At 63.9% G+C, this 16,274-nt stretch carries 16 protein-coding genes and 2 pseudogenes; 6 read left to right on the top strand and 12 right to left on the bottom strand.

Annotated features, from left to right (window positions below; genetic code table 11):
* Positions 1-260: 260 nt before the first annotated feature.
* The 5 genes and pseudogenes from OMP40_RS08045 to OMP40_RS08025 form a co-directional block, all read right to left on the bottom strand.
* Entirely contained in the window at positions 261-2,324 is a 2,064-nt protein-coding gene (locus OMP40_RS08045; protein ID WP_277530573.1) for a M56 family metallopeptidase, read from the bottom strand.
* A 4-nt stretch (positions 2,325-2,328) separates the two neighbouring features.
* Entirely contained in the window at positions 2,329-2,499 is a 171-nt protein-coding gene (locus tag OMP40_RS08040; RefSeq protein WP_277530572.1) for a BlaI/MecI/CopY family transcriptional regulator, read from the bottom strand.
* Positions 2,500-2,614: 115 nt separating this feature from the next.
* Positions 2,615-2,668 (bottom strand): annotated as a pseudogene (locus OMP40_RS08035) (hypothetical protein); the annotation flags it as partial.
* 224 nt (positions 2,669-2,892) lie between these two features.
* Positions 2,893-3,831 (bottom strand): aldo/keto reductase, encoded by a 939-nt coding sequence (locus OMP40_RS08030; RefSeq protein ID WP_277530570.1) that lies wholly within the window; start codon positions 3,829-3,831, stop codon positions 2,893-2,895.
* An 18-nt stretch (positions 3,832-3,849) separates the two neighbouring features.
* Positions 3,850-4,848 (bottom strand): Gfo/Idh/MocA family protein, encoded by a 999-nt coding sequence (locus OMP40_RS08025; protein WP_277530568.1) that lies wholly within the window; start codon positions 4,846-4,848, stop codon positions 3,850-3,852.
* Between the two features lie 126 nt (positions 4,849-4,974).
* Here OMP40_RS08025 and OMP40_RS39840 point away from each other — a divergent pair, with 126 nt between their 5' ends.
* Positions 4,975-5,220 (top strand): hypothetical protein, encoded by a 246-nt coding sequence (locus OMP40_RS39840; RefSeq protein ID WP_338131060.1) that lies wholly within the window; start codon positions 4,975-4,977, stop codon positions 5,218-5,220.
* A complete protein-coding gene (locus OMP40_RS08020) occupies positions 5,114-5,815 on the top strand; it encodes a helix-turn-helix transcriptional regulator (RefSeq protein ID WP_338131059.1) in 702 nt (233 codons plus the stop codon). Before OMP40_RS39840 ends, OMP40_RS08020 begins: the two co-directional genes overlap by 107 nt.
* 518 nt (positions 5,816-6,333) lie before the next feature.
* Here OMP40_RS08020 and OMP40_RS08015 read toward each other — a convergent pair.
* From OMP40_RS08015 to OMP40_RS39835, 3 genes and pseudogenes are all read right to left on the bottom strand, one after another.
* A complete protein-coding gene (locus OMP40_RS08015; protein ID WP_277530567.1) occupies positions 6,334-7,236 on the bottom strand; it encodes an aldo/keto reductase in 903 nt (300 codons plus the stop codon).
* A 110-nt stretch (positions 7,237-7,346) separates the two neighbouring features.
* Entirely contained in the window at positions 7,347-8,018 is a 672-nt protein-coding gene (locus OMP40_RS08010; RefSeq protein WP_338131058.1) for a carboxylesterase family protein, read from the bottom strand.
* A 193-nt stretch (positions 8,019-8,211) separates the two neighbouring features.
* A pseudogene (locus OMP40_RS39835) lies at positions 8,212-8,916 on the bottom strand (carboxylesterase family protein); the annotation flags it as partial.
* 68 nt (positions 8,917-8,984) lie between these two features.
* Between OMP40_RS39835 and OMP40_RS08000 the strand changes: the two are divergent.
* Positions 8,985-9,797, top strand: coding sequence for a DUF6492 family protein (locus OMP40_RS08000; protein ID WP_277530562.1), 813 nt, complete (start codon positions 8,985-8,987; stop codon positions 9,795-9,797).
* 640 nt (positions 9,798-10,437) lie between these two features.
* Positions 10,438-10,995, top strand: a complete 558-nt coding sequence (locus OMP40_RS07995) for an NADPH-dependent FMN reductase (protein ID WP_277530561.1) — start codon at positions 10,438-10,440, stop codon at positions 10,993-10,995.
* Between the two features lie 76 nt (positions 10,996-11,071).
* Here OMP40_RS07995 and OMP40_RS07990 read toward each other — a convergent pair whose 3' ends face one another.
* A complete protein-coding gene (locus tag OMP40_RS07990; protein ID WP_277530559.1) occupies positions 11,072-12,283 on the bottom strand; it encodes an MFS transporter in 1,212 nt (403 codons plus the stop codon).
* Positions 12,284-12,441: 158 nt separating this feature from the next.
* On the opposite strand from OMP40_RS07990, the gene OMP40_RS07985 reads away from it, so the two are divergent.
* Positions 12,442-12,819, top strand: coding sequence for a winged helix-turn-helix transcriptional regulator (locus OMP40_RS07985; protein ID WP_277530557.1), 378 nt, complete (start codon positions 12,442-12,444; stop codon positions 12,817-12,819).
* Positions 12,820-12,877: 58 nt separating this feature from the next.
* On the opposite strand, the gene OMP40_RS07980 is transcribed toward OMP40_RS07985, so the two are convergent.
* Both OMP40_RS07980 and OMP40_RS07975 read right to left on the bottom strand, forming a co-directional pair.
* A complete protein-coding gene (locus OMP40_RS07980; protein ID WP_277530556.1) occupies positions 12,878-13,669 on the bottom strand; it encodes an AEC family transporter in 792 nt (263 codons plus the stop codon).
* Between the two features lie 339 nt (positions 13,670-14,008).
* Entirely contained in the window at positions 14,009-14,461 is a 453-nt protein-coding gene (locus OMP40_RS07975; protein WP_277530555.1) for an SRPBCC family protein, read from the bottom strand.
* 125 nt (positions 14,462-14,586) lie between these two features.
* On the opposite strand from OMP40_RS07975, the gene OMP40_RS07970 reads away from it, so the two are divergent.
* A complete protein-coding gene (locus OMP40_RS07970) occupies positions 14,587-15,378 on the top strand; it encodes a helix-turn-helix domain-containing protein (RefSeq protein WP_277530554.1) in 792 nt (263 codons plus the stop codon).
* 8 nt (positions 15,379-15,386) lie between these two features.
* Here OMP40_RS07970 and OMP40_RS07965 read toward each other — a convergent pair whose 3' ends face one another.
* Positions 15,387-16,196 (bottom strand): NAD(P)H-binding protein, encoded by an 810-nt coding sequence (locus OMP40_RS07965; RefSeq protein ID WP_277530553.1) that lies wholly within the window; start codon positions 16,194-16,196, stop codon positions 15,387-15,389.
* Between the last annotated feature and the right edge of the window lie 78 nt (positions 16,197-16,274).

Raw genomic sequence — 16,274 nt, 5'->3', positions numbered from 1 at the left:
GTGCCTGCGTAAAGCGCCGAATTAGCGCTGAATTAGCGCCGAGCCGGCGCCCGTCAATTGCCGTTTCGCGGCGATCATCGCCTGCACGAGGTCCGTCTGTACGTCGTCCAACCCTCGGACAAAAGCCATATAGTGAAGGCCGCCCCCCGCTCCAAACATAGTAGGTATGGCTGCGTTCGTCCGTCTGTCCCGTCCCGCGGCCGTAAGGGTCGAACGAGCGAAGCGAGTCCCGCACGACGGTCACTTCGGTGCTTCCCATGTTAATGCGGCTCGCCGACGGCAGCTTCGCGATATCGACGAGGGGCGTGCGGCTCTGATACAGCATCGCGTAATCGTTCAGATCGCCGATCGGCGCGTCGTAGGGCGCCCGGTACGTGCTCTCCAGCGCGTCGCCGGGCGGGCGGAAGTAGAAGGCCGTATTGCGGTCGTCCGGTCTGAGCAACAGCGCGTCGTTCAACTGCAGGCGATCGTCCAGCAGCGAGCGCGTCAGCTTGACGTCGAACCCGAGGATTCGCTCGGCCTCCGCAAGATCCTCCTCGTCGTAAAGGGGAAACGAGTTGCCCGCGCCGCTGTAGTCCGCTTGCCGGAGCTGCTCCGGCAGTACGAAGGACCGGAGCAGCCGGTCGCGCTGCGCGTCGGTCAGGTTCCGCCCATGCTGCGGCAGGCCTTCCTCCCTCGAATGGTTCTCGCTCCAGTAATCGAGCGCATACCAAATATCCCCTTCCTGCCAGATAAAGCTCTTGGCGCGCTCCGGCAGATGCCAGGCATACGCCTGGAGCTGCGTCGCGAGCGTACCCTGTATGCCGGCGAACGCGGCCGGCTCCTGCGTGTAGGAGATGGGCGCAGCCGCCCCCCCAGGTCGCGGGCGCCAAGGTCCGCATCTCCGCTCCCGGCTGCCGCTTGTACTCGGCGCGCAGATCCCGGGCGGAAGCCTTGACCGTGAAGCGCCTGACATCGTCCGTGCCGTAGCCGGCGTGGAACGACAGCGTTACGGCGTCTCCAGGCTTGGCGGAAGTACCCTGGCGGACCTCGACACTCTCCAGCTCGTACCCCGCCGGTATATCGTCCGGCACCTTGAAGTCGAAGGACACGTAAGCGCGGGCCCGCTCCAGGCTGTTAAACCATTTGTAATGGTCCATCAGCCGCACGATGCCGAGCGATCCGCCGCCGGCCGTTTGCCGCTCCTCCGCCGTCGCGGGGGCGAGGACCGGCGGGGACGCCATCGCGAGCAGCACCGCGCCTGCCCCGACGAGCGCCGCGATCGCGACGAACGGCAGGCGGCGCGACCCGGCGCGGAACCCGGCGATCAGCGCGATCCTTCGCCTCAGCTCCCCCGCTCTTCTTAGGGTAGAGCGAGAAGAAACGCCGGGCGCCGTCTTCCCTGCCGGCCGGGCGGCCAGCTGAAGCAGCGTCAGACCGTACGCGGCGGACTCGCGTTCGCCGAGCGCCTCCAGCACGCCGGCGTCGCAGGCGAGCTCCCGGTCCGCCTTCATCCGCCGGATCGCCAGCCATACGAGGGGGTTAAACCAGTTGACCGCGGCCGCGAATCCCCATAGGGCGCCCAGCCACAAGTCCCCGCGTTTGGCGTGGACCAGCTCGTGGCACAGAATATGCGTGAGCCGGCGTTCGTCCGGATCGGCCGTCATGCCGGCGGGCAGGTAGATCGCGGGCTTGACCAAGCCGTACAAGCAAGGTCCGGAGATGGCGTCGTGCGCGTAGACGGCGATCGGACGGCGAATGCCGAGCCGCTTCCGGCAGGCCGCCAGCGCCGAGACGAGGCCCGGCTCATCCGCCGGGACGGATGCCTGCAGATGCCGGCGATAGCGCAGCGCGGCGACGACGCCGGCCAGGGCGAGCGCCAAGGCGCCGGCGAGCCAGACGAGGGAGCCGGCCTTCAGCCATAGGCCGGCGGCGGTGTGCGGCGCCCGTGCGGGCACGCCGGCAGCGGCACCGGCGGCAGCTTGTACGCCGGTCGCGGCTTGGGCGGCATTGGCGGCCGCCGCAACCGCGGACGCCGCTTCTCCTGCGGCCGGAGCGACCTGCGCAGCCGCGGGAGGGGGCGTGCCCGTCGCGTGAGCGGAAGCCGGCCGAACGACCTGCGCTTGCTGCGGCAGGCCGGGAATTAGCTGATACAGGTTGAGCGGACTGGCGGGCACGGCCGGGATCAGCAGTTTGGCCAGCACGAGCAGCCATACAAGCGACATGAGGCGGGGCTGCAGGCGTACGCCCGTCCATCTCCGGACCAGCAGCGCAAGCGCGATGAGCGCCGCCGACGTCAGCGACGCTTGCAGCATCAGAATAAAGATCGTTTCCAGCGTCCTCATGGCTTCAGCCCTCGTTCTTCCGTTTGTCCAGCAGTTGCCGGAGTTGCTCGATGTCGCGGTCGGACAACGGCTCTTCCTCCAGGAACTTGGCGCACATCAGGCCGACGGCTCCGTCGTATACCCGGTTCAGGAACGACCGGTTCTCGGCCTTCAGATACTGGTCGCGCGAGATCAAGGGGTAGTACAGGTAGTTGCGGCCCGCCTTTTCGAAGCGAATCGCGTTTTTTTTTGAGCAGACGGTTCAGAAAAGTCTTGATCGTCTGGTCCGACCAGTCCGTCTGCAGCCGGAGCCGATCGATAATTTCGCCCGCCGACAGCGGCTCCCGCTCCCACAACAGCTTCATGACCGTCCCTTCCGCCTCGCTAATGCGTACGTCTTCACTCATGACGTCCCTCCTCTTTCGTTTACATATGTAAATGATAATTAAGATTACAATCGTAAACGACGATAGTCAAGCGTCCGCGCATCAAAGGAGGATGGGCGTCTTCACGAAAAAAAGGGATGAACGGGCATATGCCCGCATCATCCCGTACGATTATTAATGTTCGCTCGCGGCACTCCGGATGCTCAGATCGTCTCCCGCTTCAAGTCCAGCCAGTCCATCTCAGCTTTCGAAAGCGCAAGCCGCATCGCCTCGTCGCAGGAGCGGAGCTCCTCCGCGTTGCGGGCGCCGATGAGCGCGCAGGCGGGGAACGGCTGGTTCAGCACATAGGCGAGCGCGATCTGGATGGCGGTGAGGCCTTTGTCCGCGGCGAGCCGTTCGGCGCGCGCAAGACGCTCCCAGTTGGCGTCGTTGTAGAATACGCGCACCAGATCGGCGTCGCTGCGGTCATCCGGGGAGAAGCGCCCCGTGAAAAAGCCGCGCGCCTGCGACGACCAGGAGAGCAGCGGGAGCTGGTGCTTCTCGTGCCAGTCGATCGTCGCCTGGTCCGCGGAGACCGCGTCCTTCCAGTAAGGCTCCTTGGCCTTCGCGAGACTGAGGTTCGGGCTGCTGAACGTAAATCCGACGAGTCCGTGCGCCGCTGCGTACTCGTTGGCCGCCTGCAGCCGCTGCCACGTCCAGTTGGAGCCGCCGATCGCCCCGATCGCGCCGGATTCGATGTGCGCGTTCAGCGCTTCGACGATGACGCCGACATGGACGTCGGGGTCGTCGCGATGGAGCGCGTACAGCTCGATGTGATCCGTCCGCAGCCGTTCGAGGCTGACTTGAAGATCGTCCGCGATCGCCTGCTTGTTCACGCGCGGTCCGTTCTGGTCATGGTGCGCCCCCTTGGTCAAGATGACGATCTTGTCCCGGTTGCCGCGTTCTTCCATATAACGGCCCAGCACCTCTTCGCTCTGCCCGCCGCAGTAGATGTGCGCGCTGTCCACGGCGTTGCCGCCGAGCGCGAGAAAGGCGTCCATGTTGGTCGCCGCCAACTCGTACGAGTCGTGGTAAAAGTAGTCGGTTCCCTTGATCAGGCGGGATACGGGCAAGCGCGATCCCGGAATGTCGATGTAATCCATGCGTGCAGCCTCCCTTGGTTAAATGACGATGCGCGCGCGCTCCGAAGCCGATCGCAGCACCGCGTCGATGACCTTCATATTGCGCACCGCGTCCTCGGGTCCGAACGCCGGCGTCTCGCCGTCCAGTACCGTCGCGGCAAATTCGTCGCCTTGCAGCGCATATTGATTGCCGCGCGGCACTTCGATCTCTCGTCTGCCGTCCTTGGAGACGACGAAGAAGTTGTACCCGCCGTCCGGCCCGGCGACGAAAGCCGAAGGCACCTCGATGCTCGCCTGGGTGCCCAGCACCTCGAGCGTATTGCGCGAGTATGCCCACATGCCGCAGTCGAAGGTCAGCGCCACGCCGCCCGCGAACTCCACCAGCCCGGACGCCATCATATCGACGCCGTCGTGCTCGGGCGAGAAAAACGCGTGCGCCGTCGCCGCCTCCGGCTCCTGCCCCAGAACGAGCCGCGCCGCGCTGATCGGATAGCAGCCGACGTCGTACACCGAGCCGCCTCCCCAGTCGCGCCGGTAGCGGATGTTCGTATGATTGGCGGCGTTGTTGAACGTAAACGCGCCGTGAATGCCCCGCACCTCGCCGATCTCGCCGGATTCGACCATTTGCCGGATCATGCGGTAGCGCGGATGATGGCGGTACATGAACGCCTCGGCCAGATGCACGCCCTTGTCCCTGCAAACTTCGACCATGCGCGCCGCCTCCGCCGCATCGAGCGCGATCGGTTTTTCGCAAAGAACATGCTTGCCCGCTTCTGCGGCGCGAATCGTCCATGGCAGATGCAGATGGTTCGGCAGCGGCACGTAGACCGCGTCGATCGTATCGTCCGCGAGCAGCGCCTCGTAGCTGCCGTAGGCGCGCTCGATGCCGAGCCGCTCCGCCGTCTCCTTCGCCTTGTCCGCATCCCGGCTCGCGATGGCCGCGACGACGTTTCGCTCCGACTGCTGAAGACCCGGTATAACCGCCCGAACCGCGATGCCCGCGCATCCGAGAATGCCCCATCTCAACTTGCGTTCCATTAAATCTCCGCCTCCTCGCTTGCGCTGGATTGATATGATATTGTCAGTATAATAACAACGATTTAAAATGAAAATGACATCTTATTGATCACGATTAATACAATATTGCCATACTGGAGGCAGGCTTTGAAAAGACAAGCGCATCTGCTGACGCTGGCCGGAAGCCCATATCTCGTCATGCCCGAATCGGTGGGCGTCTACCGCGATTTTCCTGACCATGAGGTCCTGCGGGAGGCCGGCGTGCTCAACAACTTCAACATCCATTATGTCGCGGCGGGCAAAGGCTACGCGGAAACCGAAACCGGCGTGCACGAGCTGCGGGCGGGGGGATGCCGTCCTGTATTTTCCGCTGCAGCGACAGCGCTACTATAGCAGCGAGGACGAGCCGTGGGACGTGCGGTGGGTTCACTTTTACGGAGAAGAACTGCGCGACTACCTGGTGCGTCTCGGCTTCCATCAGTCCGCGGTCTGGTCCATCCGTCAGCGGGAGGCTTGGGAAGCCGCGCATCTGGAGCTGCTGGAGGAGGCGGAGACGCATCAGCTGCTGCGTCCCGTACGCCTGTCGATGCTGACCTATGCGTTGTTTTCGGCGTTCGTGCAGCAGGCCGTTCCCGTCTCCGGCGTCAAGTCTGCGGGAACCGACCGCCGCATTCTGGACCTGCTGCCCGATATGCAGCGGGAAGCTTGCGCGCCGTTCATGCTTGAGGATTGGGCGTCGCGCGCGGGCGTGAGCCGCCATTATTTTTGCAAGCTGTTCCGGCAGGCGATGGGCTTCTCGCCCATGGACTTCGTCACCCGCTGTCGGCTGCAAGCCGCCAAGCAGTGGCTGCTCGAGCACCCGACGCTCCCTGTCGGGCGCATCGCGGAGAGTGCGGGATATCCGAGCGCGAGTTACTTCAACAAGCGTTTCAGCGCGCATGAGGGCGTCACGCCGACGGAGTACCGGAGGTTGTTCGGGAAGGCATGAGGCGAGAGGGCATGAAGCTAGAGGGCATGAAGCTAGAGGGCATGAAGTGAAATGGCATGAAGTGAGAAGGCCTATGCTTAGACCGGTCCGCGAGGCTGTAGAGTAACTTTGCCTTTACAGCACCATTTGGACCGGTCCGCGAGCCTGTAGAGTAACTTTTTGCCTTAACAGCACCATTTAGACCGGTCCGCGAGCCTGTAGAGTAACTTTTTGCCCTTACAGCACCTTTTGGGCCGGTCCGCGAGGCTGTAGAGTAACTTTTTGCCTTTACAGCACCATTTAGACCGGTCCGCGAGCCTGTAGAGCAACTTTTTGCCTTTACAGCACCATTTGGACAGTGCCGCGAGGCTGTAGAGTAACTTTTTGCCCTTACAGCACCATTTGGACAGTGCCGCGAGCCTGTAGAGTAACTTTTTGCCCTTGCAGCTCCTTTTGGACAGTGCCGCGAGCCTGTGCCCTTACAACACCTTTTAGACCGGTCCGCGCGAGTGCGCGGAAAAGACAAGTCCTGCCCCCCGTCAGCGATGCAGCGCGTAAACGTTCGCCTTGCTCGCGCCGCGGATCGCTTCGAGCTCGGCGGCCGAGAGGGGCGGCACTTCGGCGGCCGCTAGGTTTTGCAGCAGCTGCTCGCGGCTACTGGCGCCCGGAACCGCCGCGGCGACGGCCGGATGCCCGAGCGAGTAGCGGATCGCGAGCTGCGAGAGGCTGCGCGCCGGCGACGTCAGCCGCTGCAGCTCGCCGCGCAGCGCGACCAGCTCGTCCAGCTCGTAGTCGAGCACGCCTTTCGCCGGCTCGCGTCCTTCCGCCAGCGCCCCGCTCGCTACGGGGCCGCGCGCGATGACGCTGATCCCCTTTTCTGCCAGAAGCGGCAGCACCGTCTCTTCGGCCCGTCGATCGACGATGCTGTATTGGTTCATGACGCTCGCGATGCCCGAACGCGCGGCATACGCGCGGATGACGTTCGGCCGGATCGAGGAGATGCCGTACGCCCGGATGACGCCCTCGCGCTTCAGTTGCTCGAACGCCTCGATCGTATCGTCGATCGGGTCGTCCAGCGTGCCGCCGTGCAGCTGGTACAGGTCGATATAGTCGGTGCCGAGCCGCTTCAGGCTATTCCGGACCGCCGACAGAATATAGGACTTGGAGGCGTCCCAAGTCCAGCCCTCCCGGCCAGGCACGCGCCGGTTGCCTACTTTGGTGGCGAGCACGACCTGCTCGCGCCGGCCGCGGATCGCCTTGCCCACCAGCTCCTCGTTGCGTCCGCCGTCGTACAAATCCGCCGTATCCAGCAACGTGACGCCGCGATCGAGCGCCTCCCCGACCAATGCGACCGCCTTCGTCTCCTCCGTGCCCAGCGACATACAGCCGAGGCCGATCTCGCCGACGTACAGTTCCGAACCGCCCAATCGATTCTTTTTCATCAGCCAATCCCCTCCTCATGTTCGAATTTGACGCTCTTTAAACCCGATCATGCCCTTGCCTTGCGCCCTTGCCGCTTCTTCTCGATCCTATATATGCCGGTCACGTCGTGCTACAGGCCGAGCAGCGCGCGCTTGGCCGCGGCCGGATCCGCTACGGCCGCCGACGCGCCGGCCTCGCCGAAGATCATCGTCGTCCGCTCCGGGTCCCCATAGGCGGGCCACGCCAGCTTCGCCGAATCCGGCGATCCCGCCTTCGCAAAGGCGAGCCAGGCGGCCTGCATCTCCCCGGACAGGCGCGCGGCGTCCTGCTCCAGCGTCACGCCGAGCTGCCTCTCCAGCACCTGCAGGCTGCCGAAAACAAAAGCGATCTCCCGCGTATGCACCGCCCGCGCGAGCGACGGATGCGCGGACGAAGTCCAATCGAAGCGGTACATCCAGACCGGCGCATGGCCGACCTGCGCGTGGGCGAGCCGAACCGCGGCGCGCCAGAAAAACAAATCCGTCATAATGTCCGCCTGTCCCTGAGCCGTATGGGGGTACGAACGCACGAGCGTCGCCGCGTCGGCAATGTCCGTCATGAGCTCGACGCCGAGAATCGCGCCCTCCATCGGCATAGGCGCGGACCCTGGACGAATGAAGTATTCGCCTTCATCCCTGTTCGTGCCGACGAGCAGCGCGACGCCGCCCGCCGCGCCTGCCCGAACCGCCTCGAGCGGCTCGACCGGCAGCGTCGCCGCCTCGACGACAGGCTGGAAGAGCATAGCCGGCCCGCCGCCCAGCATGCGCCCCATCTCCTCGGCTGCCTGCATGACGGCGGATGCGGGGGAGCGTCTTCAGCAGATGCGCGTCGGACCTCTCGATGCCGAGCAGCAGCAGGATGCCTGCCGCGACCTGCTCGGCCTGGTCCGCCGGCAGCGTCTGCGCGGCGCCGCTCTGCAGGATCGCCCGCGCGAACAGTCCCTTCGCGCCCGGCATCGCAAGCAGCGCGGCGATGCTCATCGCGCCGGCCGACTCGCCGAACACGGTGACCTGCGCCGGATCTCCGCCGAACGCGGCAATCTCGGCGCGAATCCAGGACAGCGCGGCGATCTGGTCGAGGAGCCCCGCGTTGGAGACGAAACCCTCGCCGAGCGGCGCGAGATGCAAAAATCCGAAGGGACCGAGCCGATAGTTGATCGTGACCGCGATCACGCCCTGACGGGCCAATCCCGCGCCGTCATAAACCGGATCCGCGCCGGTGCCGGTGACGAACGCGCCGCCGTGAATCCAGACCATAACGGGGAGCGCCCCTTTCGTCCGCTTGGCCGGCGCCCATATATTTAAGTACAGACAATCTTCGCCTGGCTGCGGCGTATCTCCGGACAGACCGTATTTCTCGCCAGGGTCGCCGGGCTGCAGGCTCGGGGGACCGAACGTTGCGGCCGGCCTGACGCCCGCCCAAGCCGCCGGACGCTCCGGCGCCGCGAATCGCCGCTCGCCGACGGGCGGCCTGGCGTACGGAATCCCTTTCCACGTTCTCGCGCCGTTCTCGGCTTGCCCCTCCAACCATCCGGAGCTTGTCTTGATTCGCAAGTCGTCCACAGGCGCGCACCCTTTCCTGTCAACCTTCCTTATCTTATTATCAACGCTGGCAAAGTGATTTTCCAGTCGCCTGCCCAAGCCGATGGCCGCGAGTTTCATACGCTGTACCACATGGACACAAAATGCCGGCAAACGGCCTCCGTGAGCGGAAAGGAGTGGCGATCGACATGGCTTCAACCCCATCGGGCGCAGGAAAGACGGGTCCCCGAATCGACGTGCTGATCCCCGCCATCGAAAAGGATCTGGGCACCCTGCCCCACGTGATCGACGGCATCCGCAAGCAGGTCAAACATCCGATCGCCAGCTTCATGATCGTCTCGCCGAACAGCGAGCGAATCCGTGCGCTGTGCCGGAGAAAAGGCTGCAAGTTCGTCGACGAGCGTACGGTGCTGCCGATCGGCAAAAAGGATATCCGCTACGGCACGAAGCGCTGGAATCGCGCGGGTTGGCTCTATCAGCAGCTGCTGAAGCTCGCGGGCAGCAAGCTCGGCGCGGCGGGTCACTACCTCGTGGCGGACGCGGATACGGTGCTGATTCGGCCACATCGCTTCATATCGGGCGGGCGGCCGGTGTTCTACTGCCGAAGCTGGAGCCAGGGCGAGTACTTCCGCACGTACCGCAAGCTGCTGGGCGCCAAGGCTACGGCCCCCCGTTCCTTCGTTACGCACTACATGCTGTTCAACAAGGCGAAGGTCCGGCAGCTAAAGGGGAAAATCGAGGCGCGCCACGGCAAACGCTGGTACAAGGCGATTATCGGCAGCATCGACAAGACCCGGCAGTTCGGCTTTTCCGAGTTCGAGACGTACGGCAACTTCCTGCACAGCCGCAATCCCCGCGGCATCGTCATGAAGTCCGCTTTGAACAAAAGCCTGCACACTTCGTTCTCCTCGCTGTCGCCGGCACGGCTGCGCAAACTCGCGGGGAAGTACCGCTCGATCTCCTTCCACAAGCGGAAAATCTATTCGAGGCCCGGCGTATAAATGCATGCTCGACGGCAGTCCGGGCGCGATGCGCTTGGGCTGCTGTTAGGACTGGCGCGACCCCGCATTCTTCAACTGCTTGAGCAGCCGAGATAAGGCGCAAAGGGCATTATCCCCGGACTCAAGCTGCTTACGGAGGCCGAGATAAGGCGCAAAAGGCATTATCCGTGGGCTCAAGCTGCCTGCGAAGGCCGAGATAAGGCGCAAAGGGCATTATCCCCGGACTCAAGCTGCTTACGGAGGCCGAGATAAGGCGCAAAAGGCATTATCCCCGGGCTCAAGCTGCTTGCGGGGGCCAAGATAAGGCGCAAAGGGCATTATCCGTGGGCTCAAGCTGCCTGCGGAGGCCGAGATAAGGCGCAAAAGGCATTATCCCCGGGCTCAAGCTGCTTGCGGGGGCCAAGATAAGGCGCAAACGAAACTAACGGCAAACGGGCACCGCGGAAGTAGGGCCACCGGCACGGCACCTGCTTGTCCCCTGCTTGTCCCCCACCCCTCCTCCGCTTGTTCCCCGCTTGATCAATCCGGCCGTCTGGGCTACGATACTTGCAAGGCAAGCGCCTCCCGCGGACACGCATCGTTTCAGCCACCATGAACACGGGGAGACGGCTCCTACATATCTCGGCTGGAGGAATCATACATGACCAAGATCGCCATCATCATCGGAAGCACGCGTCCCGGGCGCAAAGCCGAGGACGTCGCCAAGTGGGTATACGAGATCGCCGTCAAACGGAACGACGCATCGTTCGAGCTCGTGGACATCGCCGACTATGCCCTGCCCCTGTACGACGAGCCGATCCCTCCCGTCATGGGCAACTACAAGCACGCGCACACGCTCGCCTGGTCCGAGCGGATCAAGGGCTTCGACGGCTTCGTGTTCGTCACCCCCGAGTACAATCACTCGACGTCGGGCGCGCTGAAGAACGCGATCGACTATCTATACCACGAGTGGAACGACAAAGCCGCCGGCTTCGTCGGCTATGGCAGCGCGGGCGGCTCGCGGGCGGTCGAGCACCTCCGCCAGATCGCGGGCGAGCTGAGAATGGCGGACGTTCAGGCGCAGGTCTCCCTGTCGCTCTTCCATGACTTCGAGAACTTCAGCGTCCTGCGTCCCGGCCCCAAGCAAGAGGCGTCCGTGAACAACATGCTGAACCAGGTCGTCGCTTGGAGCGGCGCGCTCAAGACGCTGCGGGCGTAACAAATGAAAAGAGAGGCCAGGCTGCGGCAATTTAAACCGCGGCCTGGCCTCTTTGCATGCCGCGGGATGCGAAGGCTCAGCTTTTTGAAGCAGCCGCAGCAGCGTTCTGCCTGTTATCTCGGACGCCGCTCTTCGCGAAGGAGGCCAAGCCCGCCGACAGCGAGAGCAGCGCGAACGCGAGTCCCGCCCAGGGATGATAGCGGACCGTGGACGATGCGTCGGCGAGCAGGCCGCCGGTTAAAGATCCGATCGCGACGCCAAGATGAAGCAGCGACGTGTTGAGTCCGAGCACGATGTTCGCCGATTCGGGCGCGATCCGGACGAAGTACGTCTGGATCGCCGGAATCGCCGCGGAGTAGGCCAGCATCCAAGCCGCGGCGACGGCGATGCCCGACGAGAGGCCGCCTGCCGCGGAGGAAAAGACGGATGCCGCGAGCGGCATCAGCGCCAGGGCCAGCGCCATCGCGGCCAGGCCCCGCACGATGACCGCAGGCGGACCGAGTCTGTCGGCCGCGCCGCCGCCGAAGCGCGTGGCCAGCGTGCCGGCCAAGCCCAGCAGCAGCATGGTCAACCCTGTAAAAGACGCCTTTAGCCCGAGGACGTCCTGGAGGAAAGGCACGAAATACGTGTTCAGCAGGGCGATGCCCGACGAGAACAGGAGAGACATCAGCAGCCCTGCCGCGAGGGCAGGACGGCCCAGCACGGCGAACTGACGGCCGAAGCCGACGGGGGCGTCGCCCTCCACCTCGGGCATGAGCCGCAGGACGCCCAGCATCACGAGCAGCGCGCCCGCGCCGAGCAACAGGTACATGGCCTGCCAGGACCATCCGTCCGCCAGCGCGATGCCGATCGGCGCGCCGAGCACGGAGGCGGCGCTGAACGCCATCATGACGGTGCTCATGGGACGGCCGAGCTGCGCCGCCGGCATGAGCTTGGGGAGCGCGCCCAGCGCCGTCGTCAGATAGACGCCAGCGCCAGCGCCGATCAACGCGCGCAGTCCGATCATCGTCGCATAACCTTCGCTGAAGTACGAGAGCAAGCTGCCGGCGGCGAATACGAGCAGCGCGGCCGCAAGGAGCCGCCGCCGCGATATCCGCTGCGTCAACGAGACGAAGATCGGCGTGCCGACGGCGAAGCCGAGAGAGAAGGCGGTGACAAGCTGACCCGCTTGGGCAATGCTGATGCCGGCATCCTGGGAGATGGTCGGCAGGATGCCGATGACGGCCAATTCGGCGAAGCCGGTCAAGAAAGTGCCCAGCGTAAGCATATACAAGATCGTGCGATTCATTTTAACCACCTCTTATGTTTGTCGGGGAGCCGCGCGGCCCTTGTAGCGACAGTATAAGCGGGTTACTATATAAAAGTAAGAACGCAAAACGTTTGGGGATAATCCTAATTAACGGACTTACTAACTTAAATAAAGCTAATGTGCGGGAGGCGTATACAATGGCCGAACAAGCAAGGGACGAGGATAAACCGATCTGCGAGGTTCTGCAAGTGCTCGGGGCCAAATGGTCCTTCGTCGTGATCGCGGAGCTGCAGAAAGGGCCGAAGCGGTTCAACCGGCTGCAGCGGGATGTCGCGATCGTCGGCACGCAGTCGCTTACGGACACGCTCCGGCATCTGGAGCAGAGCGGAATCGTGCGGCGGGAGGTATACCCGACCGTGCCCGTGACGGTCGAATACAGTCTGACGGATAAGGGCTTGGACTTTCAGGCCACGCTCGCGGAGATGGAGAAGTGGGCGCTGCGCTGGCGGAAGCCCGACGGGGAGAAGTTCGCAGGCGAGGACGCGCCGGGATCGAAAACCGTCGGCGCAGGCTGACCGGCGAAGACGCCCCCGGCGTCGTCAACCACCGAGACCGAAGCCGCCAGTACGGCGGTTACAGCGATACCGCCAAGTGAACCAGCAGCGGCAAGTACAGGAAGCTCGCAACGGTGGAAAAGGCGACGTTCATCGCGACGAGATCCTTGTCGCCGCCGTAACGCTCCATGAGCACGAGCGAATTGATCGCCGCGGGCATGCAGGACTGAACGAACAGCACCGCGGCGGTCAATCCGTGCAGGCCGAGCATCGCGATCGCGGCATACGACAGCAGCGGCACGACCGCGATGCGCAGGCCGAGCGAGATCCAGATCTCCCGGCGCAGGCTGCGGCGCCAGTCCGTCTTGCGAAGCTGCATGCCGAGGAGCAGCAGCACGACGGCCGGGTAGGCGCCGCCGACCAGCTCGAGGCCCGACGACAGGCTCTCCGGCAGGCGCGCCTTGAACAGGAACAGCGCGATGCCGACGGCGGACGCATAGACGAGCGGCGTCTTCGCGATCTGAAGAAACGCCTGTCTCGGCCTAAAGGACGCGCGCGCCGCCAGATAGAAGCCCAGCGTATTCACGAGAATGACGTGCGTCACGACGTTGGTCACGCCGATCGCGAAGCCTTGCGTGCCGAAGGCAAGCAGCAGCAGCGGCAATCCGTAATTGTTGGAGTTGGAAAAGATCGTCGTCAGCTCCATCGCGCGCCGCGATGGCTCGCTCATCCGCAGCAGCCTTCCCGCGGCGGCGGAAGCCGCCCAGCAGAGCGCCGTCTGCAAGAGCGTGTAGATCGCGACCGTCCCGAGCGTGCCGGTCTTCAGATCGCTGCCCGCGAGCGCCGATACGATGAGGCACGGCGAGAGCACGAACAGGCTGAGATCGGCCAGCAGGCGCGAATCGGGGGGTTTTGTACTTTTGATACAGATAGCCCAAGCAGCAGGCGATCAAAATGGGGATGCTGACGTTCGCGAACGTATGGAAATATGGCATGATCCGGTCGTCTCCTGGCCCGGCGGACCGGGCGATCGATTTGATGCTCTAATCATAAGTCGGCCAGAACTATTGATGAAATATATATAGTTTATAAAGTTAATAGTCATTAACTATAATTTACTGAAAAGACGCGAATTCGCCATCGAAAAAAAGAGCCCGATCGGCACCGAGGCCGGTCGGACTGCATCATGGTCATTACAATGACCGCATACCTACCAGCCCAGGTCCAACGTCTTGCCCGTCTCGACGTAGGATTTGATGTTGCTCAGGATCATCGGCCAGCTCTGCTGCGTACTCTCGTACGAGGGGTGCCCCTCCGGCCACCGGTCGTTGACGAGCGTCACCTTCGTGCTTGCGCCCATCGGCTCGAGCGTCATCGTGACGCGCGTCTCGAGCTCGGCATGATTTTCCCGATAGGACGGTCCCGCGTGCTCGGTGTAGCTCATCAAGCGATGGGGCTCGAATGCCAGCACCGTGCCGTATACGTGCACGGTCTCGTCGCCGTCGTTGCCCGGTCCGACGTACGCGTAAGGCGCGCCGACTTCGAATGTCGACTGGAGCACGCTGCCGAAAAAGATCGCGCGCGTGCCTTCCGGCGAGACAAGGGCGTCCCATACCTGCTCCGGCTTGCCGCCGATATAGATCGTGTACTTCAAATCTTCCATTCCGTTTCCCTCTTTTCTGGCTCGATTAGAATTGCGGCGCTTGCCGGGGACTGCTAGTATCGATTGTAAAGCAGCATCGTCGATTTGTATTGGAAAAACGCGACAAAACCCGGAGGTCGATTGCCATGAAGCCCATCTCGCGTCCCTTGGACAAGGCCATCCTCAAACCGGAGGAGGCCGCGCGCAAGTTCGATCTGAAGCTGTATGCGCCGTCGCCCGCACTCGCGGATTGGGTCGAGCACTATTGGACGCTTGCCTGGGACCTGCGGGACGACGGCCCCTTCAGCCAGCAGGTACTGTCCTACCCGAGCATCAATCTCACGCTGGAAAAGGACAACGGCGTCCCGCGCGGAACGTTCACCCGTACGCTGACGGGATTCGGCGAGTGTTTCAGCGTCAAGTTCCGGCCCGGCGGCTTCTTCCCCTTCTGGCGTCAGTCCGCCGCACGGCTGACAGGACGCAGGGTCCCGCTCGGCGAGATGTTCGGCGAGCCCGGGGAGACGCTGGCCGACCTGCTGACGGCCGTCCCCGCGGCCGAGACAAGACTCGCCGCCATGGAACGATGGCTGCTGGAGCTCGCGCCGGTGCGGGACGCGTCCGCCGCGCTGGCGGGACGCATCGTGCAGGATGCGGCGTCGGACCGCAGCCTGCTTCATGTCGAGGCGATGGCCGAACGGCACGCCATGAGCGTCCGCACGCTGCAGCGGCTGTTCGGGCGTTATATCGGCGTATCGCCGAAGTGGATTCTGCAGCGCTTCCGGCTGCAGGAGGCCGCGGAGCGCATGCGGCAGGAAAAGCTGCAGGATTGGGCCGGGCTGTCGATGGAGCTGGGGTATTACGATCAGGCGCATTTTACCCGCGACTTCAAAGCCGTCGTCGGCGTGCCGCCCGAGACTTACGTGCGCGGGCTGGGCTGACCGGCGCGTTACAGATTTTGATCCGCCAGCCAATCCTTCAGCCCGCGCAACGGCGCGCCGACGAGCCGCCGCAGATCCGGGGACACCGCCGCCGTCTCGGAGAGGGGCAGAAGCCCGTAGACCATGCCCTTCATCGCCGGATCGACGCGATGGACGACGGGCCTGCCCGACCTTTCGGAGAGCGCGCGGGCCAGATCGTCCAGCCGCCACGGCCGCGAGGCCGTGAGTTCATAAACCCGGCCTTCATGCCCGCTCTCCGTCAGCACCGTCGCTGCGGCCGCGGCGAGGTCTTCCCTGGCGGCGGTATTTAATGTCCAGTCGCCCGGCGGACTCAGCAGTACGCCGCCGGTCAACGCCGCTCGCCACCCCAGCATCTCGACGATGTCCATATAGTAGGCATTGCGCAGTATCGTGTAGTCGAGTCCCGACTCGCGGATGAGCCGCTCGGTCGCGAGATGCGTCGCATGCAGCGGCAGTCGTCCCCGTTCGGCGTACGCGATGCTCGTGTAGACGATCCGCCCCACCTTCGCCGCCTCCGCGCCTTCGACCGCGGCCCGATGCTGCCGCAGCCGCGCCTCCTCGTCCCGCAGCGGCGACGAGACGAAAAGCAGCCGATCCGCATCCTTGAACGCGGCCTGCAGCGATGCCGGCTCGTCGTAATCGCCGTACCGGACCTCGATGCCCCGGCCACGCAGCTTCTCCGCTTCCTCCGGCCGCCGTGTCACGATCGCGATGCGCGAAGCCGGCATGCGCCTGAGCAGCTCCTCCAATACCAGCGATCCGAGATGCCCCGTAGCGCCGGTCATTACGATTTTCATGACTGTCACATCCTTTTCGTTTTTAGTTAAATATTTAACCAAATGAGCGAAAAAGGCGCGGGACGCGAGCGTCTGTTG

It is taken from the genome of Cohnella rhizosphaerae (genome assembly GCF_029525575.1).
In the GTDB taxonomy this organism is placed as follows: Bacteria; Bacillota; Bacilli; order Paenibacillales; family Paenibacillaceae; genus Cohnella; species Cohnella rhizosphaerae.
Note: the sequence above shows the minus strand (reverse complement) of the source record. Positions and strands in the feature narration are given on the sequence as shown.